The 20,504-nt window shown below is 72.6% G+C and carries 19 protein-coding genes; 5 read left to right on the forward strand and 14 right to left on the reverse strand.

Going from position 1 to position 20,504, the window contains the following annotated elements; translation table 11 throughout:
* Positions 1-22 precede the first annotated feature (22 nt).
* From AB6L24_RS39680 to AB6L24_RS39690, 3 genes are all read right to left on the reverse strand, one after another.
* Positions 23-1,648, reverse strand: coding sequence for a beta-N-acetylhexosaminidase (locus AB6L24_RS39680; RefSeq protein WP_405664393.1), 1,626 nt, complete (start codon positions 1,646-1,648; stop codon positions 23-25).
* Between the two features lie 176 nt (positions 1,649-1,824).
* Positions 1,825-2,121, reverse strand: coding sequence for a DUF3039 domain-containing protein (locus tag AB6L24_RS39685; RefSeq protein WP_033263869.1), 297 nt, complete (start codon positions 2,119-2,121; stop codon positions 1,825-1,827).
* Positions 2,108-3,325 carry an MFS transporter gene (locus tag AB6L24_RS39690; protein ID WP_405664395.1) on the reverse strand — a complete coding sequence of 406 codons (1,218 nt, stop codon included), beginning with the start codon at positions 3,323-3,325 and terminating at the stop codon, positions 2,108-2,110. Before AB6L24_RS39690 ends, AB6L24_RS39685 begins: the two co-directional genes overlap by 14 nt.
* Before the next feature lie 117 nt (positions 3,326-3,442).
* Between AB6L24_RS39690 and AB6L24_RS39695 the strand changes: the two genes are divergently transcribed.
* A complete protein-coding gene (locus tag AB6L24_RS39695) occupies positions 3,443-4,315 on the forward strand; it encodes a LysR family transcriptional regulator (protein ID WP_405664397.1) in 873 nt (290 codons plus the stop codon).
* A 141-nt stretch (positions 4,316-4,456) separates the two neighbouring features.
* On the opposite strand, the gene AB6L24_RS39700 is transcribed toward AB6L24_RS39695, so the two are convergent.
* Entirely contained in the window at positions 4,457-5,017 is a 561-nt protein-coding gene (locus AB6L24_RS39700) for a YqgE/AlgH family protein (protein WP_190113989.1), read from the reverse strand.
* 254 nt (positions 5,018-5,271) lie between these two features.
* Between AB6L24_RS39700 and murA the strand changes: the two genes are divergently transcribed.
* Positions 5,272-6,621: a UDP-N-acetylglucosamine 1-carboxyvinyltransferase gene (gene murA, locus AB6L24_RS39705; protein WP_405664399.1), complete on the forward strand. Its 1,350-nt coding sequence runs from the start codon at positions 5,272-5,274 to the stop codon at positions 6,619-6,621.
* Positions 6,622-6,760: 139 nt separating this feature from the next.
* Here the strand turns inward: murA and AB6L24_RS39710 are convergent, their stop codons facing one another.
* From AB6L24_RS39710 to AB6L24_RS39735, 6 genes are all read right to left on the reverse strand, one after another.
* A complete protein-coding gene (locus tag AB6L24_RS39710; RefSeq protein ID WP_016645140.1) occupies positions 6,761-7,042 on the reverse strand; it encodes an HU family DNA-binding protein in 282 nt (93 codons plus the stop codon).
* Positions 7,043-7,440: 398 nt separating this feature from the next.
* Positions 7,441-8,871 carry an NAD-dependent malic enzyme gene (locus AB6L24_RS39715; RefSeq protein ID WP_087884325.1) on the reverse strand — a complete coding sequence of 477 codons (1,431 nt, stop codon included), beginning with the start codon at positions 8,869-8,871 and terminating at the stop codon, positions 7,441-7,443.
* 398 nt (positions 8,872-9,269) lie between these two features.
* A complete protein-coding gene (locus AB6L24_RS39720) occupies positions 9,270-11,708 on the reverse strand; it encodes a HelD family protein (RefSeq protein WP_405664401.1) in 2,439 nt (812 codons plus the stop codon).
* Between the two features lie 111 nt (positions 11,709-11,819).
* Positions 11,820-12,704: an anti-sigma factor family protein gene (locus AB6L24_RS39725; RefSeq protein WP_405664403.1), complete on the reverse strand. Its 885-nt coding sequence runs from the start codon at positions 12,702-12,704 to the stop codon at positions 11,820-11,822.
* On the reverse strand, positions 12,701-13,318 hold the full coding sequence (locus AB6L24_RS39730) for a sigma-70 family RNA polymerase sigma factor (protein WP_289950216.1): 618 nt from the start codon (positions 13,316-13,318) through the stop codon (positions 12,701-12,703). Before AB6L24_RS39730 ends, AB6L24_RS39725 begins: the two co-directional genes overlap by 4 nt.
* Before the next feature lie 206 nt (positions 13,319-13,524).
* Entirely contained in the window at positions 13,525-14,142 is a 618-nt protein-coding gene (locus AB6L24_RS39735) for a CGNR zinc finger domain-containing protein (RefSeq protein ID WP_405664404.1), read from the reverse strand.
* Between the two features lie 167 nt (positions 14,143-14,309).
* Here AB6L24_RS39735 and AB6L24_RS39740 point away from each other — a divergent pair, with 167 nt between their 5' ends.
* Positions 14,310-14,903 (forward strand): DUF1772 domain-containing protein, encoded by a 594-nt coding sequence (locus AB6L24_RS39740; RefSeq protein WP_405664406.1) that lies wholly within the window; start codon positions 14,310-14,312, stop codon positions 14,901-14,903.
* Here the strand turns inward: AB6L24_RS39740 and AB6L24_RS39745 are convergent.
* The 4 genes from AB6L24_RS39745 to AB6L24_RS39760 all read right to left on the reverse strand — a co-directional run bounded on the left by AB6L24_RS39745 (position 14,855) and on the right by AB6L24_RS39760 (position 18,784).
* Entirely contained in the window at positions 14,855-15,994 is a 1,140-nt protein-coding gene (locus AB6L24_RS39745; protein ID WP_380860397.1) for a uroporphyrinogen-III synthase, read from the reverse strand. The two genes, AB6L24_RS39740 and AB6L24_RS39745, sit on opposite strands and share 49 nt — an antisense overlap.
* A 142-nt stretch (positions 15,995-16,136) precedes the next feature.
* Positions 16,137-17,516, reverse strand: a complete 1,380-nt coding sequence (locus tag AB6L24_RS39750; RefSeq protein WP_405664408.1) for a nitrate/nitrite transporter — start codon at positions 17,514-17,516, stop codon at positions 16,137-16,139.
* Between the two features lie 135 nt (positions 17,517-17,651).
* Positions 17,652-18,614 carry a hypothetical protein gene (locus AB6L24_RS39755; protein ID WP_405664409.1) on the reverse strand — a complete coding sequence of 321 codons (963 nt, stop codon included), beginning with the start codon at positions 18,612-18,614 and terminating at the stop codon, positions 17,652-17,654.
* A gap of 41 nt (positions 18,615-18,655) precedes the next feature.
* Positions 18,656-18,784 (reverse strand): hypothetical protein, encoded by a 129-nt coding sequence (locus tag AB6L24_RS39760; protein WP_405664411.1) that lies wholly within the window; start codon positions 18,782-18,784, stop codon positions 18,656-18,658.
* A gap of 171 nt (positions 18,785-18,955) precedes the next feature.
* On the opposite strand from AB6L24_RS39760, the gene AB6L24_RS39765 reads away from it, so the two are divergent.
* Together AB6L24_RS39765 and AB6L24_RS39770 are read left to right on the forward strand one after the other, a co-directional pair.
* Positions 18,956-19,762, forward strand: coding sequence for a helix-turn-helix transcriptional regulator (locus AB6L24_RS39765; RefSeq protein ID WP_405664537.1), 807 nt, complete (start codon positions 18,956-18,958; stop codon positions 19,760-19,762).
* 162 nt (positions 19,763-19,924) lie between these two features.
* Entirely contained in the window at positions 19,925-20,500 is a 576-nt protein-coding gene (locus AB6L24_RS39770) for a DUF1707 domain-containing protein (protein WP_405664412.1), read from the forward strand.
* The last annotated feature ends 4 nt before the right edge of the window (positions 20,501-20,504 follow it).

The raw sequence follows: 20,504 nt of genomic DNA on the forward strand, positions 1-20,504 counted from the left end.
AGCACGCGCTCGGGGCGTCACCTCACACGTTTGGGGGCGCCCCCTCGATCGGGCGTCCGAGCACTCCGGGACGCTTCTGCCACGGCAACGGGCCGCCCGGCGGGCGGTAGTCGACGCCGAGGGCGTCAAGTCGGGCGTAGTGGGCGGTCATTCGCCGTTCGAAATCGGCGAAGTCGCGCTCGGCGGGCGCGGGGAGCGTGCGCCAGGCGACCTCCGCGAGCGCCGCGAGCCTCGGGAAGACCTGATAGTCCACGCGGCCGTGGTACTCCATCACCTCGGTCCACACGTTGGCCTGCGTCCCGAGCACGTGCTTCGCCTCGTCCGCGGTCAGGTCGTCCGGCACCGGCTCGAAGCGGTAGACGTCCTCCAGGGTGCGGACGAACCCGATCGGCACCGGCTCGTCGGGACCGCCGTGCTGCCGGTGGTCCAGATAGACGTGCTGCTCGGGGCACATCACCACGTCGTGGCCCGCCTGGGCCGCCGCGATGCCGCCGCCGTAGCCGCGCCAGGACGACACCGCCGCGCCCTCGGCGAGCCCGCCCTCCAGGATCTCGTCCCAGCCGATGAGCCGACGCCCGCGCGCGGACAGCCACTTGTCGAAGTGCCGGATGAACCAGCTCTGCAACTCGTCCTCGTTGCTGAGCCCGAGCTGCTCGATGCGCTCCTGGACGGCCGCCGAGTCCTTCCACTGCTCCTTGGGGCACTCGTCGCCGCCGACGTGGATGAAGGTCGACGGGAACATGTCGAGCACTTCCTCGAACACGCCCTCGTAGAACCGCAGGGTGGTGTCGGAGGGCGCGAGCACGTTGGGCGTGACGCCCCACGAGTCCCACACCCCGAGGGCGGCCGTGTCGATGACGTCGGTGTTGCCCAGCTCGGGGTAGGCCGCGATGGCCGCCTGCGAGTGGCCGGGGACGTCGATCTCCGGCACGACGGTGATGTGCAAGGAGTCGGCGTACGCGACGATCTCGCGGATGTCGTCCTGCGTGTAGAACCCGCCGTGCGGCTTCTCGTCCCACAACTCCGACGCCCGGTGCCCCCACTTGGTGCGCGACCGCCAGGACGCGACCTCGGTGAGCTTCGGATACCGCTTGATCTCGACGCGCCAGCCCTGGTCGTCCGTCAGATGGAAGTGGAAGACGTTCAGCTTGTGCGCGGCGAGCAGGTCCAGATACCGCAGCACGCCTTCCTTCGGCATGAAGTGCCGGGCCACGTCCAGCATCATGCCGCGCCAGCCGAACCGCGGCGCGTCCTCGACGACGCCCGCCGGGACGACACGCTCCTGCCCCGGCCTGACGGCCGCCCGCCGGAAGGCGTCGGGGCCGAGCAGCTGACGGAGCGTCTGCGCGCCCCAGAAGACACCCGCCGGACTCCCGCCCCGGATCTCCACCCCGTCGGCGGCGACGGTCAGCCGATACGCCTCGGCCTCGAGATCCCCGTCGACGCGCAGCGAGACACTCCCCGGCGCACCCTCGGCTCCGGGCGCCAGCGGCAGTCGCAACGCACCCCCCAGAGTGCCCCGCAACCACCGCTCCGTGCCCTCCGTACCGGCCCCCGCCCAAAGCGTGGTCGCCGCGTCGAGAACGAATCCGCCACCACTGTGCTCCTCGGCGCGTGCGGGCGCCGGGATCAGTTGCTCAAAGGTCATGGACTGAGGCTGCCACGCGATTGCACGTGACAAAAGGGCCGTTGCGGGCCCTGCAACGCCGCCGAGAAGGCCCCCGGGACGACAAACGCCGAACGGGACTGTGTCAGCCCGTCCGGCGTTTGAGGACGAGGCGCGAAGCGCCAGAGAGGGGGAAAGGGGCGAAGCCCCAGACGACGCTACTTCTTGCCGTCCTTGCCGCCCTTGTCCTTGTCTCCACCGGCCCCCATGGACTCGTAGATCTCCTTGCACATGGGACAGACGGGATACTTCTTCGGGTCGCGGCCGGGGACCCACACCTTGCCGCACAGCGCCACGACGGGCGTACCGTCGAGCGCGCTCGCCATGATCTTGTCCTTCTGGACGTAGTGCGCGTAGCGCTCGTGGTCGCCGTCACCGTGCGACACCTGTGGCGTCGGCTCTACGAGGGTCCCCGTACCTGCCCCGCGCTCGGGCTCGGGCTCAAGAGTGCTCATAGGTGCCAAGGGTACTCACGCCGGGCGCGTCCTGGCAGCGGCTGCCGTCCGAGCCCTGCGGCTGCGGCCCCGTGCGCCGCGCACGCGCCGCCAGAAGGTGCAGCGCGAGCCCCAGCGCGGCCACCCCGGCCGCCACCCACGGCAGCGCGTCCGCGCCAAGGCCTGCCGACAGGGCGAGCCCCGCGGCGCCGGAGCCGACGGCGCTGCCGAGGTAGAGCGCGGAGTTGTTCAGGGCGAGCGCCACCGTGCCGCGCTCGGCCGACAGCGCCAACAGCCGGTGCTGCTGCGGCACTTGCAGGGCCCAGCCCACCGCGCCCCAGAGCACGAGCGCGGGGAAGGCCGCCGCGCCGAGGGGCGCCACGGCGAGCTCCGCCACCACCAGGGCCGCCATCAGGCCCGCGACCAGGGCGTACAGCTTCCCCCACCGGTCCACGAGCGGCCCCGCGAGCACACTGCCGAGCACCCCGCCGATCCCCCACGCCCAGAGGTACGGCGCCACATCGCCCTCGCCGACACCGCCGCCGGCCTCCAGGACCGGCGCGAGGTAGGTGTAGAGGCCGAGGCTCGACACCGCGCCCAGGAAGGAGACGCCGACGACCGGCAGGACGGCCCGGTCGGCGAGCGCCCCGAGCCGCGCCCGCACCGGCACCGGCGGCGCGGCGGGCACCTGCGGCAGGCCGACGGCGAGCCCCACGAGCGCCACCGCGCCGAGCCCGGTGACCAGCCACATGGTCGAGCGCCACGAGGTGTGGTCGGCGAGCAGCACCCCGAGCGGCACGCCGAGGACCGTGCCCGAGCTCATGCCGCCCATGATCAGGGCGAGGGCCCGCCCGCGCCGCTCAGGACCGGCGAGGGACGCGGCGGCGGCCGTGGAGAGCGCCGAGTAGACCCCGGCGCCCGCCCCGGCCACGACGCGCGAGACGAGCAGCACGGCGAGGCCCGGCGCGAGGGCGGTCGCGCCGTTGCCGAGGGTGAAGACGGCGAGCGAGGCGATGAGGAGCGCGCGGGGGCGCACGCCCGCCAGGAGGCCCGTGACGAGCGGCGCGCTCACCGCGTACGCGAGCGTGAAGACCGTGACCATCTGCCCGGCGAGGGACACGGTCGTCCCCAGGTCGTCCGCGACCACGGGCAGCAGCCCCGCCATGACGTAGGCGTCGAGCCCCAAGGTGAAGGCCCCCAGCATCAGCAGCCATGTCCGGCGCACCGCACCCCACTCCTTTCGTCCGTTCCGCGGCACGGGTGCGCGCCGCGGAACAGAAACGTAGGCAGTCTCCGGTTCGTCGGGGAAATGCCCACGGAGGTGCGTTTATGCTCCGGAGGCATGAATGCAACGGACTCCGGGACCGCCCCCGACGGGGTCGAGCTGCGCCACTTGCGCGCCTTCCTCGCCGTCGCCGACGAGCTGAGCTTCACGCACGCCGCCGCCGTCCTGCGGATCGGCCAGCCCGCGCTGACGCGCACGGTGCGCGCCCTGGAGGAGGCCCTCGGCGCGCGGCTCCTGGACCGGACGACCCGCAGCGTCGACCTCACCGACGCCGGCCGCCGCCTGCGCGACGAGTTGGGGCCGCTGCTCTCCCGCCTGGACGCGACCCTCGGCGCCGCCCGTGGCGGGCCCCCGCTGCTCCGGCTCGGCTTCACCTCGCTCCTGCCGGAGGCCTGCGGGCCGCTCACCGCCGCGTTCAGGGCGGAGACCGGGGCGGGGGTGCGCCTTGTGCGGCGCTCCGAGCCGCTGGCCGGGCTCGCGTCGGGGGTGTGCGACATCGCGGTCGTACGGGGGGAGATTCCGTCGGGCATGGCGATCCGCAGCCGGGTGCTCCTGTACGAGCCGCGCATCGCCGTCGTCGCCCGTGGTTCCGCCGACCTGGCGCACCGCCGGGTCGTCGACTGGGCCGAGCTGGCGGCGGTGCCTCTGGTCGTGAACACCGTCACCGGGACGACCCGGCCCGATCTGTGGCCCGTCGGGCGGCGGCCGCGGCTCGCCTGTACCGCCGACAACTTCGACGAGTGGATGGAGGCGGTGGTCGCGGGGCACGGGGTCGGGGTCGCGCCGGAGCCGGTCGCTCGGCGGCACTCGCATCCGGGGCTGCGCTACGTACGCCTGAAGAACGCTCCGCCGGTCGCCGTCCATCTGGCCGTGCCGGCCCGGGACGCGCATCCGTTGGCTGAGCGGTATTTGCAGGTGCGGGGTGGGTAGCCCTGCGGGGCCTTCCCCGATCCCGCCCCTTCCCGAAGCTGGGGGCTCCGCCCCCAGACCCCGCTCCTCAAACGCCGGAGGGGCTGAGACTTACCCCGCACATCAACGCGCCGTCAGAGAGGCTGGAACTTACCCGGCGGATCAGTTCAGCGACGGGTCGTCCGGATAGGTCGCCACCATGGCGAGTTCGCTGCGCTGGCGGCGCAGGACCGCTCGCCACAGGCGTTCCGGGTCCGGCGACGACACGTCGCCCGGCTCGGACTCGACCACGTACCAGGCGCCCTCGACCAGTTCGTCCTCCAGTTGGCCGGGGCCCCATCCGGCGTAGCCCGCGAAGATGCGCAGGCTGCCGAGGGCGGAGGCGAGGAGTTCCGGTGGGGCCTCCAGGTCGACGAGGCCGATCGCGCCGTGCACGCGGCGCCAGCCGAGGGGGCCCTCCTCACCGGGGATCACGGCGACGCCGAGAGCCGAGTCGAGGGAGACCGGGCCGCCCTGGAAGACGACGCCGGGGGCGCCCGCGAGGTCGCCCCAGCCGTCGAGGATGTCCGCCACGTCCACGGGCGTCGGACGGTTGAGGACGACGCCGAGGGAGCCCTCCTCGTCGTGGTCGAGGAGCAGCACCACCGCGCGGTCGAAATTGGGGTCCGACAGGGCCGGCGTGGCCACGAGCAGCCGCCCTGTGAGCGAGGACACCTCGGTCATGCCAGACATGATCCCGCATCCCGGGCCCCCGCGGGGAGGCAATCGACCGACGGACGGGAACGCAGCTCAGCGGCTGCCGGGCCCGGTGGGACGGCCGATCGCCCCCGTGACCGTGAGCGTCCGGTTCCGCACGGTTCGTGTTGTTGCGGAGTCATGACGTGTCTGAGGCCCCCTCGGGCTTACTTGAGGGGGGTACGCGGCCATTACGCTTGGCCCTTTGGTCCCCCCGTCCACCTCATCGGAACGCGAGATTCATGACCGTCACCGGCACCCAAGACGTACTGCTTGTCCATGGCGGAACCCCGCTGGAGGGTGAGATCCGCGTCCGCGGCGCGAAGAACCTCGTGCCCAAGGCCATGGTCGCCGCCCTGCTCGGAAGCGCTCCGAGCCGGCTGCGCAATGTCCCGGACATCCGCGACGTCCGCGTCGTACGCGGCCTGCTGCAACTGCACGGTGTGACGGTCCGCCCCGGTGAGGAGCCGGGCGAGCTGCTGCTCGACCCCTCGCACGTGGAGAGCGCGAACGTCGCCGACATCGACGCGCACGCGGGCTCGTCCCGCATTCCGATCCTGTTCTGCGGGCCGCTCCTGCACCGCCTCGGGCACGCCTTCATCCCGGGCCTCGGCGGCTGCGACATCGGCGGCCGGCCGATCGACTTCCACTTCGAGGTGCTCCGGCAGTTCGGCGCGACCATCGAGAAGCGTGAGGGCGGCCAGTACCTGCAGGCCCCGCAGCGCCTGCGCGGCACCAAGATCAAGCTGCCGTACCCCTCCGTGGGCGCCACCGAGCAGGTCCTGCTCACCGCCGTGCTCGCCGAAGGTGTGACCGAGCTCTCGAACGCCGCGGTGGAGCCCGAGATCGAGGACCTGATCTGCGTCCTGCAGAAAATGGGCGCGATCATCGCCATGGACACCGACCGGACCATCCGGATCACCGGTGTCGACAAGCTCGGCGGCTACAACCACGCCGCCCTGCCGGACCGCCTGGAGGCCGCCTCGTGGGCGTCCGCGGCGCTGGCGACCGAAGGCAACATCTACATCCGCGGCGCCCAGCAGCGCTCGATGATGACGTTCCTGAACACCTACCGGAAGGTGGGCGGTGCCTTCGAGATCGACGACGAGGGCATCCGCTTCTGGCACCCGGGCGGCCAGCTGAAGTCCATCGCCCTGGAGACGGACGTCCACCCCGGCTTCCAGACCGACTGGCAGCAGCCCCTGGTCGTCGCCCTGACGCAGGCCACGGGCCTGTCCATCGTCCACGAGACGGTCTATGAGTCCCGGCTCGGCTTCACCTCCGCGCTGAACCAGATGGGCGCCCACATCCAGCTCTACCGCGAGTGCCTGGGCGGCTCCGACTGCCGCTTCGGCCAGCGCAACTTCCTGCACTCCGCGGTCGTGAGCGGCCCCACCAAGCTCCAGGGCGCCGACCTGGTCATCCCGGACCTGCGCGGCGGCTTCTCGTACCTGATCGCCGCCCTCGCGGCCCAGGGCACGTCCCGCGTCCACGGCATCGACCTGATCAACCGCGGCTACGAGAACTTCATGGACAAGCTCGTGGAGCTGGGCGCGAAGGTCGAGCTGCCGGGCAAGGCGGCCATCGGCTGACCGCAGGGGCCGCGCCCCGTAAGGGGCGCGGGGAACTGCGCGACCAGCCACAACCCAGCCGCAGACAAAAAACAACGCGAAGGGCGGCCACCCCACACGAGGTGGCCGCCCTTCGCGCTGCACAGGGCCAGAGGCCTGCTTACTTGCCCTTGGCCGCTTCCTTGAGCTTGGAGCCCGCCGAAACCTTGACGCTGTAGCCGGCCGGGATGTTGATCGGCTCGCCGGTCTGCGGGTTGCGGGCGGTGCGAGCGGCACGGTGGGTGCGCTCGAAGGTCAGGAAGCCGGGGATGGTGACCTTCTCGTCGCCCTTGGCAACGATCTCGCCGACGGTCTCGGCGAACGCGGCCAGCACGGCGTCGGCGTCCTTGCGGGTCACCTCGGCGCGGTCGGCCAGCGCGGCCACCAGCTCACTGCGGTTCATGTTTGTACTCCCGTGTTCTTCTTGCTGTTGAGGCGTGCCTCGCGGCGGAGCCGCATATCGGGCACAGCGAAGCCGATGCTGCCAGGGTCCTCAGGCGGGCCCCGGACCCGGGTCCGACGTCAGACCCTCGCGCCCAGAGACGCATCCTGCCCCCACCTGCGGCGGGAAAGCCAATCCGGCACCCGTGGGAGTCACACGAAAAGCGCCGTTTCTCGGCGGTTGCCTCGAAATGGTGACGCTCCGTCCGCTCCCGGTGCCGGACCGCATGCCCTGACGGACCGGCGTGGGCCGGCGCAGGGCCCCTGAAGGGGGCGGTCGGGCCGCGCGGGCCCTGCGGCCCGCGTCCCGCCACCCTAGAGGGCCGTTGTCGGCGCCGCGTTCCGCGACGCGCCGTGCTGTCAGGCCGTGGTACCCGTCACAGCCACCCCGGCGGCCTTGGCGGCGCTGCGCACCGCTCCGGCGACCGCGCCCGCGACCTTGTCGTTGAAGACGCTCGGGATGATGTAGTTCGGGTTCAGCTCGTCCTCGGTGACCACGTCGGCCAGGGCGGTGGCCGCGGCCAGCATCATCTCCGTGTTGACCGTGCGCGACTGGGCGTCGAGCAGGCCGCGGAAGACGCCCGGGAACACCAGGACGTTGTTGATCTGGTTGGGGAAGTCGGACCGTCCGGTGGCCACAACTGCCGCCGTCTGGCGGGCGATTGCGGGGTCGACCTCGGGGTCCGGATTCGCGAGCGCGAACACGATGGCGTCGTCCGCCATGGCCGCCACGTCGTCGCCGCCGAGCACGTTCGGGGCCGATACGCCGATGAACACATCGGCGCCGACGACGGCCTCCTTGAGGGTGCCGGTGACGCCCTCGGGGTTGGTGTTGTCGGCGATCCAGCGCAGCGGCGAGTCGGCCGCGGCGGCCACCAGGTCCTCGCGGCCCGCGTGCACGACGCCGTGGATGTCGGCGACGACGGCGTGCTTGACGCCCGCGGCGAGCAGCAGCTTGAGGATGGCCGTACCGGCGGCGCCGGCGCCGGACATGACCACGCGCACGTCGCCGATGCCCTTGCCCACCACGCGCAGGGCGTTGGTCAGGGCGGCGAGCACGACGATCGCGGTGCCGTGCTGGTCGTCGTGGAAGACGGGGATGTCGAGGGCCTCGCGCAGGCGGGCCTCGATCTCGAAGCAGCGCGGCGCGGAGATGTCCTCCAGGTTGATGCCCGCGAAGCCGGGGGCGATGGCCTTGACGATCTCGACGATGGCGTCGGTGTCCTGGGTGTCCAGGCACAGCGGCCAGGCGTCGATGCCCGCGAAGCGCTTGAAGAGGGCGGCCTTGCCCTCCATCACGGGCAGCGCGGCCTTCGGGCCGATGTTGCCGAGGCCGAGCACCGCGGAGCCGTCCGTCACGACCGCAACGGAGTTGCGCTTGATGGTGAGGCGGCGCGCGTCCTCGGGGTTCTCGGCGATCGCCATGCACACGCGGGCGACGCCCGGGGTGTAGACCATGGACAGGTCGTCGCGGTTGCGGATGGGGTGCTTCGACTGCATCTCGATCTTGCCGCCGAGGTGCATCAGGAACGTACGGTCGGAGACCTTGCCGAGGGTGACGCCCTCGATGCCGCGCAGCTCCTCGACGATCTCGTCGGCGTGCGCGGTGGAGGTCGCGGCGATGGTGACGTCGATACGGAGCTTCTCGTGGCCGGACGCCGTGACGTCGAGGCCGGTGACCGAGCCGCCGGAGGACTCCACGGCCGTGGTGAGCTGGGAGACCGCGGTTCCGCTCGCGGGCACCTCCAGCCTGACCGTCATCGAGTAGGAGACGCTGGGCGCCGTTGCCATGGCGGACTTCCTCTGCTTTCACCTTGTAGCTGTTGCCGTCCGATCGTCGCACCTACCCCTGAGTACGTGGTAGCCGCCCCGGATTGCGGACGTTTTGTTCACGGACTTGCCGCCGTGCTTTCGGAAAACGACTTCCACCATACGAGAAGTTGGGGGTCACGGGAAGGGGTGCCGGAGAAACGAAGAGAGGTCCACGTCACGGATGACGTGGACCTCTCGTACGTTCATGACACCGACCCGCCATGCTCGCCTCGCGGCAAGTGGTCGCTCGTAGCGACGAAGGTTGGGCCCGGGGGCTTGGATCGAGCCGGTGCCACATCAACGGTAACAAACGATCCCCGTAAGGCAATTCCCGTCCCGCACAAACTCCGGCGGCCCACGGCGCGCCGCCGTGACGCTCACTCCCGCAGCAGGTCCGGCACGCCCTGGCCGTCCGGCTCGTCGCGCTCCCCCGAAAGGACCGTGAGCTGCTGCGTGGCGCGGGTCAGCGCCACGTACAGGACGCGCAGGCCCGCCGGGGACTCGTCGGCGATCTCGGCGGGCGACACGACCAGCGTCGCGTCGTACTCCAGGCCCTTGGCCTCCAGGCTGCCGAGCGCCACCACCCGGGCCCCGAGCCCGGCGAGCCAGCGCGCGGCCTGCTCGCGGCGGCTCATGGCCACCACGACGCCGACGGTGCCCTCGACCCGGTCCAGCAGCCGCGCCGCCTCCTCGCGCACCGCCCCGCCGAGGTCCTGGTCGCGGCCCCCGGCGCCCTGGCCCTTGTTCACTGTCGCAAAACGCGGCTCGATGCCGGTGGAGCGGACCGCCGAGGGGGCCGTCGAGCCGGGCATGGCAAGGGCGAGGACCTTCGCCGCGAGGTCGGCGATCTCGGCCGGGTTGCGGTAGTTGACGGTGAGCGTGAAGCGGCGGCGCGGGCGGGTGCCGAGGGCCTCGTCGCGGGCCGCCGCCGCCTCGTCCGGGTCGGACCAGGAGGACTGCGCCGGGTCGCCCACGACCGTCCACGTGGCGTGCCGGCCCCTGCGGCCCACCATGCGCCACTGCATGGGGGTGAGGTCCTGGGCCTCGTCGACGATGACGTGGGCGTACTCGGTGCGCTCCGCCGCGAGGCGTTCGGCGCGCTCGCGCTGGGACTCCTCGCGCTGCGGCATCAGCTCGTCCAGGCCGGTCAGCAGGTCGAGCGGGTCCAGGTCCTTCTTCTTGCGGGGGCGGTGCGGGGTGCCGAGGATCGCCTGCAGTTCGTCGAGGAGCGCCACGTCGTGCACGGACAGGGCGTCGCGTCGCAGGGAGCGGGCGACCTTGCGGACCTCGCCGGGGTTCAGGATCCGGCGGGCCCAGCGGTTCAGGGCGCGTTCGTCGCCCATCGCCGTCAGGACGGCGCGCGGGGTGAGTTCGGGCCACCAGGCTTCCAGGAACGCGATGAAGTCGTCCTCGGAGGTGATGTCGTCGTCGAAGGACGAGCGGAGTTCGGCGGCGAGTTCGGGGTCGTCGTGTCTTCCGGCAGCGCCGGATTGGGCCCAGAGGGCGTCCAGGAGGAGCTTTCTCGCCCGGGGGCGGAGGAGGTTGACCGGGGCGGTTCCGCTCAGGGCTGTCTGGCGGATTCGGTTCAGCTGGTCGGCCTCCAGCTCCAGGCGGCGGCCGAAGGCGACTACGCGTAGGCGGGTGGGGGTGGACGGGCGCCCTCTCGCCTCGCCTTCGGCTTCGGGGGCTTCCTCGCCGAAGGCGAGTTGGTGGGTGTTCGCCGTTGGCGGGTGCGGGTCCGCTCTCTTTGGGTCGGGTTCCGCCCTCTGGGCGGGCCAGCTGCCCACAGCGGGGGCGGCATCTGCTTCCAACGCCCCCCGTGCCGCCCTGCGCAGCACCTTCAGCATCCGCGACGAACCCTTGACACGAGCCACTGCCGGGGTGTCGTAGACCGTGGACTCGGTGCCGTCGACCAGGGAGCCGACCGCGCGGATGGCCACCTGGCCCTCTTCGCCGAGTGAGGGCAGGACGCCCTCGGTGTAGGCGACGAGGAGGGGGGTCGGGGAGACGATGAGGATGCCGCCCGCGTAGCGGCGGCGGTCCTGGTAGAGGAGGTACGCGGCGCGGTGCAGGGCGACGGCCGTCTTGCCGGTGCCGGGGCCGCCCTCCACGTACGTCACCGACGCGGCGGGCGCCCGGATCACCATGTCCTGCTCGGCCTGGATGGACGCCACGATGTCCCGCATGGAGTGGCTGCGGGCCTGCCCGAGCGCGGCCATGAGGGCGCCGTCGCCGATGACGGGCAGCTCCTCGCCGTTCAGGAACGCCGTCAGCTCCGGGCGCATCAGGTCGTCCTCGACGCCGAGGACCTTGCGGCCCTTGGAGCGGATGACGCGGCGGCGCACCACCCGGCCGGGGTCGACGGGGGTCGAGCGGTAGAACGGCGCGGCGGCGGGCGCGCGCCAGTCGATGACCAGCGGCGAGTAGTCCGCGTCCAGGACGCCGATGCGGCCGATGTGCAGGGTCTCGGCGATGTCGGCGAACGTACCGGACTCCTCGGTGCGCACCGCGCCCTCGGCCGGTTCCACGGCGGTGTACGCGCCGTCCGGGCCCTTCTTGCCGTCCTTGCCGAGCAACAGGTCGATACGGCCGAAGAGGAAGTCCTCGAACTCGTTGTTGAGCCGGTTGAGATGGACGCCCGCGCGGAAGACCTGGGCGTCCCGCTCGGCCAGCGCTCCCGGTGTGCCCACCTGGGACCGCTTGGCCGCGTCGTTCATCAGGAACTCGGCCTCGTGGATCTTCTCTTCGAGGCGGCGGTAGACCTGGTCGAGGTGTTCCTGTTCGACGCTGATCTCGCGCTCGCGTACGTCGGCCACCGGGGCCCCTTTCCTGACGTGCTGCTGCCCGTATTGAGCAGCCGTCCACCGTACGCGAAAGGGACCCCGGTTGTGCAGTCGTCGGGCCGTGCGCCGCCGTCACGGCGTCGGTCAGACGTCCACCTCGACCAGCCGCTCGCCGTCGAACGTGCGCACCTCGAAGTGGTCGATGTCGTCGCGGTCGAACGCGGCGCCGCCGTGCACGTACAGCGGGTTCTGCGCGGCCTGGTGCGGGCTGTCCTTGATGCCGTAGCCCCACTGGGGCACCGACCAGGTCGTCACGGTCTCCTTCTTGCCGTCCTTGCCGACCGCGATCAGCGAGCACTTCAGCGGGCCCTTGACGTTCTTCAGCTCAAGGACCGTGTGCGTGCCCCAGGCCTTCTTCTCGGTGCCGACCGTCGCGGTGACCTTGGTCTTGGGGTCGGTGGCGGCGATCTTGTCGTCCATGTGGTTGAAGAAGGCGTCCTCGGCGGGCGAGGTGGGGTGCGGGTCGGCGCCCGCCACCTCCTTCGTGCCGCCGTCGTCGTCGCTGACCGCGAAGACCGCGAGCGGGCCGCCGATGATCAGCGCGGCCGCCGCCGCGACCAGGTACATGCCGCGCCTGCGCCGCTGGGCGCGCTTGACCGCGACCTCGTCCACCAGCCGGTCCGCGAGCCGCGGGCTCGGCCGGGCGGCGAGCTGTTCGCCGATCTGCGGGACGCCCCGCAGCGGGCCGTGGGCCGCGGGCGCCGGGAAGGGCGCCGCACCGCCGACGTCGGCGCCGCCGGCATCCGCGCCGGGGAAGTCCGCGAGGGCCGCGAGCATCGGCGCCATGCCGGAGAACTCCTCCAGCTGGTGCGCGCAGAAGTCGCAGCCCGCGAGGTGCGCCTCGAACTCGGTGGCCTCGGCGTCGTCGAGGATCCCGAGCGCGTAGGCGCCGACGGTCTCGTGCACGTCGCCGGGACCGGAGCCGGAACCACCGCCGTCGAAGCCGTATGCGTCGTACGGCGTGCTCATGCCGTCACCCCCCGCTCCTCGAGCGCAAGCTTCATCGAGCGCAACGCGTAGAAGACCCGCGAGCGCACTGTCCCGCTGGGTATGCCCAGCGTCTCGGCCGCCTCATTGACCGTACGCCCTTTGAAGTAGGTCTCGACAAGTACCTCCCGGTGCGCGGGAGTCAGGTCCTCCAGCGCGTCCGACAGCGTCATCAGCCACAGCGCCTTATCGATCTCGTCCTCCGCGGGGATGACCTCCAGCGGCGACGGGTCGACCTCCTGCGGCCGGGCCTGCCGGCTGCGGTGGCCGTCGATGACGATGCGGCGCGCGACCGTCACCAGCCAGGGGCGTACCGAACCGGTAGCTCGGTTGAGCTGACCGGCGTTCTTCCAGGCACGGATGAGCGTTTCCTGTACGACATCTTCGGCGCGCTGCCGGTCTCCCGCCACCAGCCGGAGCACATAGGCGAGAAGTGGTCCCGCGTGCTCACGGTAGAGCGCGCGCATGAGTTCCTCGTCCGGCCCCGGCACGGAAGTCGGCGTCAGTCGATGTCGTCGGTGCGGGCGTTCATCGGCCACGGCGGAATCCTTGCGCACGTCTGCCTCCGCTGTCCGCTGTTCGTCTCGGCTGCCCATGTCGGCCGTGCTCTCCGCGTGGTCGGCCCTGTCGGCTGGTCACCCTGGACGTACGGACCGGGGCCGGGGTCCGTTCAACGGAGGGCGCGGAATTCCTGGCGGGAGTGCGGGATGTCCCGGTGTGGGCATGAAAGTTCCCGGCCGGGCGGGCTCCCCACGGGGCAGGCCGGGGCCAGCTCCCCACGGGCCGGAGGGCGCCGTACCGGTCAGGCCCGGGCCAGTGCCGCCCGCCGCCGGTGCCGCGCCACCCGCTCCCGGTTGCCGCACACCTCGCTGGAGCACCAGCGGCGGCGGCGTCCGCGCGAGGTGTCCAAGTAGACGATGGCGCAGTTGTCGCCCGCGCACTGGCGAAGCAGCGACCGGGCCACCGGGTCGGTGAGCAGCTCGACGGCGTCCCTGGCGACGGCGGCGAGCAGCGCCGTGCGGCCGGGCGTGCCGTGCAGGGCCCGGGTCAGGGTGCCGTCGGGGTGGCGGACGGCGCGGGGGGCGGGCGGGGCCGCGGCGGCGAGGGCGTTGACGCGGGCCAGGGCGGCGTCGGCGGGGCGTCCCGCCAGCTCGGCGCGGACCAGCTGGGCGATCTGGCCGCGCAGCTCCCGGAAGGCGGCGAGCCAGGTCACGTCGGCCCCGGGCAGCGGCGTGCCCTGCGGGACCAGGCCGGCTCCGGCCAGCCAGGCCCGCAGCCGCCGGACGTCGCCGATGCGCTCCACCGGGTGCGCGGTGGCGACGAGGTCGAGGCAGGGCCGGCCGGCGTCGAAGCGGAGTTCGTGGAACGCGGAGTGGTACGCAGCAGGGGTCGCGGACTTGGTAGTCGCACCCAACACCATGCGCCTTTCACCGCCCTCGGGGTGTGCCGGTGAGTGCCGTACCCCCTACAGTGCCCGCCCACGGGCGCCACCGGAACCCCTGCCACCGGGGGTGGTGCAGACGCACGCGTATGCGGCCGCGCTTCTGAGCGATGGTCCGGGCCCGCGCCGCCCGCTTGACTCGGGGCATGAACGAAAATGTGGCGACAGCACGCAACACGACGGCGGCGGGCAGGCGCCGCGGCACCGGTCTCGTCCTGGGCGCGGCGACCGTGGCCATGGGCCTGATCGCCGGGACCTTCTACATCTTCGCGTGCGGGGTGATGCCGGGCCTCGCGCGCAGCTCGGACCGCGCGTACATCGAGGTCATGCAGGACATCAACGCGGCGTTCGAGAACGCGGTGTTCTTCGCGAGCTTCATGGGCGCGCTGCTGATCACGGCGGTCGCGGGGTGGCTGCTGCGGCGCGACCCGGCGCGCTGGTGGGTGCTCGCGGCGCTGCTCGCGTACTTCCTCACGTTCGTCCTCACGGTCACGGTGAACGTGCCCCTGAACGACGAGCTCGCGGACGCGGGCGACCCGGCGAAGATCGCCGATCCGGCCGCGGTGCGCGCGGACTTCGAGGACACGTGGGTGGCATGGAACGTGGTGCGGGCGCTCCTGAGCACCCTGGCCCTCGGGCTCCTGGTGCGGGCGCTCGTGGTGTTCGGCCGGGGGCGCGGGGCGGGCGCGGCTCAGTCGGCGTACTTGGACCCGGCCGCCGGGTCCAGCGCGAGCCGGTAGCCGCGCTTGACGACGGTCTGGATGAGCTTCGGCGCGCCGAGTGCCGTCCGCAGCCGGGCCATCGCCGTCTCCACGGCGTGCTCGTCGCGGCCCGCGCCCGGCAGCGCGCGCAGGAGTTCGGCGCGCGCCACGACCCACCCGGGCCGCCGCACCAGGGCCCGGAGCAGCGCCATCCCGGCGGGCGGCACGGCCCGCAGCTCCCCGTCGACGAGCACCGCGTGCCCCCGGATCTCCACCAGGTGCCCGGCGATCGGGAGCGACCTGGCCCGGCCGGGCAGCTCCTGGCAGAGCAGCTGGACGAGGGGGCCGAGCCGGAAGCGTTCGGGCTGCACCGTGTCCAGGCCCCGGGTCTGCAGCGGCAGCGCGGTGACCGGGCCGACGCAGGCGGGCAGCACGTCGTGGCGGAGCGCGGCGGTCAGCTCGGCCGCCATCCCGCGCTCCTCGGCCCGCGCGAACAGCGAGGCGGCGGCGGGCGCCGACGTGAAGGTCAGCGCGTCGAGGCCGCGGCTGACCGCGGCGTCGAGGAGCCGGTCGACGGGGGTGAGGTCGGCGGGCGGGAGCCAGCGGTAGACGGGCACGAGGACGACGTCGGCGCCGCCCGCGCGCAGGGCCTCCACGAAGCCGGGCAGGGGCTCCCCGTGCAGTTGCAGGGCGATGCGGCGCCCGTCGACGCCCTCCCCGAGGAGCCGGTCGAGCACCTCCGCCATGGACTCCGACGTCGGCGACCAGTCCTCGGTGAGCCCCGCGGCCCGCACGGCGCCCTTCACCTTGGGCCCCCGGGCGAGCAGTTCGACGCCCCGCAGCCGGGCGAGCAGCGCCTCCCCGTGCCCCCAGCCGTCGGCGGCCTCGACCCAGCCGCGGAAGCCGATGGCGGTGGTGGCGACCACCACGTCGGGGGCGTCGGCGATCAACTCCTTGGTCGCCGTGAGGAGTTCGCTGTCGTCCGCGAGCGGCACGATGCGCAGGGCGGGGGCGTGCAGGACGGTGGCGCCGCGCCGCTGGAGCAGCGCGCCCAGCTCGTCGGCGCGGCGGGCGGCGGTGACGCCGACGGTGAACCCGGAGAGAGGTCCGTGCTGCCGGTCGTTGTCCATCGCGCGCCTCCCCTCCTCTGTGCGATCCGGGTCCCCGAGCCTGCCAACGCCGGGTGACGGTCGCGGATCACGCCGATGTCCGCCGTGTTACGTCGCTCCTCGGCGTACGTGACCTGCGACTCCTCCACATCCGGTGGACGTCTCACACCTCGGCGTACACGCGCTGTGGCTCGCTCCCCGCCGTCGGCGCGGACGCGGCGGCCGGTGCGGCCTGCCGACGAAGGTATACGGCCCAGGTGACGGCGAAGCAGGCCGCGTAGCAGACGAGGAAGGCCACGAAGGCGCCCGTGCCCGTGCCCGCCGTCTGGAAGGACTGCCGGAAGGCGAGGTTGATGCCGAGGCCGCCGAGCGCGCCGACGGCCCCGATGAGCCCCATGGAGGCCCCGGAGAGCCGCCGTCCGTAGCGCGCGGCCTCCTCCCCCGTGAGCCCCGCGCGGACCGCCTTGGCGTGGAAGATCCCCGGGATCATCTTGTACGTGGAGCCGTTGCCGAGCCCGCTGAGCACGAAGAGCACCACGAACGCGCCGGTGAACAGGGCGAGCGACTCCCGCGCGGACGCGAGCACCACGACCCCGGTGGCCGCCGCCATCCCGACGAAGTTCCACAGCGTGATGCGGGCCCCGCCGTACCGGTCGGCGAGCCGCCCGCCGACGGGCCTGATCAGCGAGCCGAGCAGCGGCCCGAGGAAGGTGATCTGGGCGGCTTCCAGGGGCGTGCGCCCGAACTGCGTCTGGAGTACGAGCCCGAAGGCGAAGCTGTACCCGATGAACGAGCCGAACGTCCCCACGTACAGCAGCGACATGATCCAGGTGTGCGGGTCGCGCAGGGCCTCGCGCGCGGCCCCGGTGTCGTTCTTCACGGCCGCGATGTTGTCCATGAAGAGGGCGGCGCAGACGGCGGAGACGACGACGAGCGGGATGTAGATCCCGAGGAGCACGCGGGGCCCGCCGCTCGCGCCGATGACGGCGAGTGCCATGAGCTGCATGACGGGGACGCCGATGTTGCCGCCCCCGGCGTTCAGGCCGAGCGCCCAGCCCTTCTTCCGCAGCGGGAAGAAGGAGTTGATGTTGGTCATGGAGGAGGCGAAGTTGCCGCCGCCGACGCCGGTGAGCAGCGCGCACACCATGAACGTCGCGTACGAGGTGCCCGGCTCCATCACGACGAAGGCCGCGATGGTGGGCGCCAGGAGCATCGAGGCGGCCACGACGGTCCAGTTGCGCCCACCGAAGCGGGCGACGGCGAAGGTGTACGGGACCCGGACGACGGCGCCCACCAGGGTCGCCATCGACACCAGGAAGAACTTCCCGGCCGGGTCGATCCCGTACTCCGGCCCCATGAACAGCACCATGACCGACCACAGGGTCCAGACGGAGAACCCGATGTGCTCGGACAGGATCGAGAAGACGAGGTTGCGCCGGGCGACGTGGGCCCCCTCCCGCTCCCAGAACTCCTCGTCCTCGGGATCCCACCGCGAAATCCACGACGACCCGCGCTGCTGCTTCCTGATGCCCTCGGTACTCATCCCACGCCTCCCCGGCAAGCGGCTGATGATCCCGAAGGTAGGGAGGGCTCGTTTCAGCGCTGTGCCGGTGAGTGACCGGCGGGGAACTTCGGGCTCACGGTGGGGTGGGGTGGGGGGTGAGGCCGTGGCCCTGGGTCAGTCCAGACCCCCGGCCCACTTGAGGGTGTCGGAGCCGCCCTTGTCCCAGTCCATGACGACGGAGTCGCCGGAGCGGGACAGGTCGGCGCCGATGAACTTCTCGTTGGTCCCGCTGCCGCACTTCAGGGCGAGCCGGAACTTGCCCCCGGCGCGGTCCTGGCCGAGCCCGGTGCACATGCCGTCGCCGCCGGGGTCGAGGTAGGACACGATGTGCTTGCCCGCGGCCTGGCCGGTGGTCTGCTTGTCGGCGATGGTGAGGGTCTTGAGCTTCTCGTTCTGCCACTGCCCCTTGTACCCGGTGCTGGGCGCGGGCCCGTCGTCGTCATCGCCGCCGATGCCGCCGCCGCCCGGGGTGCTGGGTATCCCGGTGGTGGGTTCGGTGGACGGCAGCGCGGGCGCGTCCGTGGCGGGGTCGTCGGAGGGCTCGGCGGGCGCGCCCGGCGTCACCTTGTCGGACGCGCTCTTGTCGGCCTGCGGCTTCTTCTTGTCGTCCTTGTCGTCGTCACTGCCGCTGACGAGGAAGAAGACGCCGCCACCGATGACGAGGACCGCGGCCACGGCGACCGCGATGATCATGTTCCGCTTCTTCGCGTCACCGCCGCCCGGGGGCGGCGGCGGGTAGGCGCCGAACTGGGGCTGCCCGTACGGGGGCTGCTGCCCGTACGGAGGCATGGCCTGGGTCTGTCCCTGATTCCCGTACGGGTCCTGGGGCTGGCCGTAGGGGGGCTGGCCCTGGGGCTGGCCGTACGGGTCCTGGCCCTGCGGCTGGCCGTACGGTCCCGCGGGCGGGGCTCCGTGCGGGGGCGGGGGCTGCTGCGGGTAGCCGTAGCCGGGCTGCGGCCCGGGGGGACCTGGCGGGGCGGCCGGCGGCTGGCCGGGGAAGGGCGGCTGGGGCTGGTTCGGCTGGGGCTGCGGGGCGCCGAATCCATCCTGGGGCGGCTGGCCGGGAGGCTGCGTCATAGCGCGTGAGCCTAATCGCCGGGGGGCGGGGGCCACATCCGTCATGCGGACGACTGCGTCACATCGGCGGGGGCGGGGGCGGGGTGGTGGCGCGCGTCGGCGTCGGGGGCTTCGGGGAGTGCGGGCGCGCCGGTGCCGGAGGGCTTCGGGGAGTGCGGGCGCGTCGGCATCGGGGGGCTTCGGGGAGTGCGGGCGCGCCGGCATCGGGGGGGGCTTCGGGGAATGCGGGCGCCGACCCGGCCGTTGGACGGACCGTGACGACCCGCGCCCCGGACCAGCCCCGCACCCTCGGCACGACCAGCACCCCGGCCGCACCCCGGACCCCGGACACGACCCAGGAGCTGGCCGCGTTCCTGCGCACCCGGCGCGAGCGCCTGGACCCGGACGACTTCGCCCTGCCCGCGCGCCGACGGGCCCGGCGCACCCCCGGCCTGCGCCGCGAGGAGGTCGCCGAACTGGCCGGGGTCAGCACCGACTACGTCGTACGCCTGGAACAGGGCCGCGGACTGCGCCCCTCCGCACCCGTCGTCCAGGCGCTGTCCCGCGCCCTGCGCCTGCCCCCCGACGAACGCGCCTACCTCTTCAACCTGGCCCAGCAGCACCCCGGCGCCCCGGACAAGCCCACCACCACGGCGCCGCCGCCCCTGGCCCACCTGGTCACCGACCTGTCCCCGCACCCGGCCATGCTGATGAACCACCGCTACGACATCCTGGCCCGGAACCCCGAGATGGCGGCGCTCCTCCCGGACTTCGACACCCTCCCGCCCCTGCACCGCAACGCCATGTGGCTGTGCCTGCTGCACCCGGCGATGCGCGGCTTCTACGACGACCGCGAACACACCCTCCGCGAGGGCATAGCCCACCTGCGCGCCGCCTGGGCCGCCCACCCCGACGACCGGACCCTGACCGACCTCATCACCGAATTCACCACCCGCGACGAGGACTTCGCCCGCCTGTGGGAGGAGGGGGACGTCAAGGTCAACGGCCGCGGGACCAAGGTGCTGCACCACCCCGCCGTCGGCACGATCACCGTGGACTTCGACGTCCTGGTGCCCCTCCAGGACCCGGACCAGCGGGTGCTGATCTACCGCGCGGCGAACCCCGAGAGCAGGTCGGCGCTGGACCGCTTGCGGGCACAGCACCCCTGAGAACTCCACGGCCCCCCTGAGGATTCACCAGCACCCCCGAGATCCGTCAGGGTCATCACCCATATTTCCGACCGGCCGTTGCCGGTCCCCGGAGCCCGACAGCACACTGGAACCATGCCAGGCGATCTCTCCAGAGCAGACGATTCCGTACCCCGTCGCCCCGTGGCCGAGCAGCGGGTCTCGCACCGGGACCGGGATTTCGCCGTGGAGATCCTGCGGGTCGCGGCGGGCGACGGGCGGCTGACGGGCGAGGAGTTGGACGAGCGCGTCGAGGCGGCGCTGGCCGCTCGCACGGCTTCCGACCTGGCGGAGCTGACCGCCGACCTGCCGCTCCACGGGATGCCGCCGCAGGCCCGCGAGGTGGTCCGGATCGACCAGCGCTTCGGCGACAGCAAGCGCGCCGGCCGCTGGCTGGTCCCGCACCGGATGGAAGTCCGGCTGATGTTCACCGACCTCAAGCTCGACTTCACCGAGGCCGTGATCAGCTACGACACCCTCCACATCGCCCTCGACCTGCGCATCGGCGGCAATCTGACCCTGGTGACGGCCCCGGGCATCGTGATCGACACCGACGGCATCACCCACACCCGCGGCGACATCAAGATCACCCCCGAGACCGGCCCCGAGGTCCCGACACGCCTGCGCGTGATCCTGACCGGCAGATCGTCCGGCGGCGACATCGTGGCCCGCCCCCCACGCCGCACACCGGGGCAGTGGCTGCGCCGCAGCAGGCCGTGATCCG

It is taken from the genome of Streptomyces sp. RK9 (assembly GCF_045070545.1).
In the GTDB taxonomy this organism is placed as follows: Bacteria; Actinomycetota; Actinomycetes; order Streptomycetales; family Streptomycetaceae; genus Streptomyces; species Streptomyces alboflavus.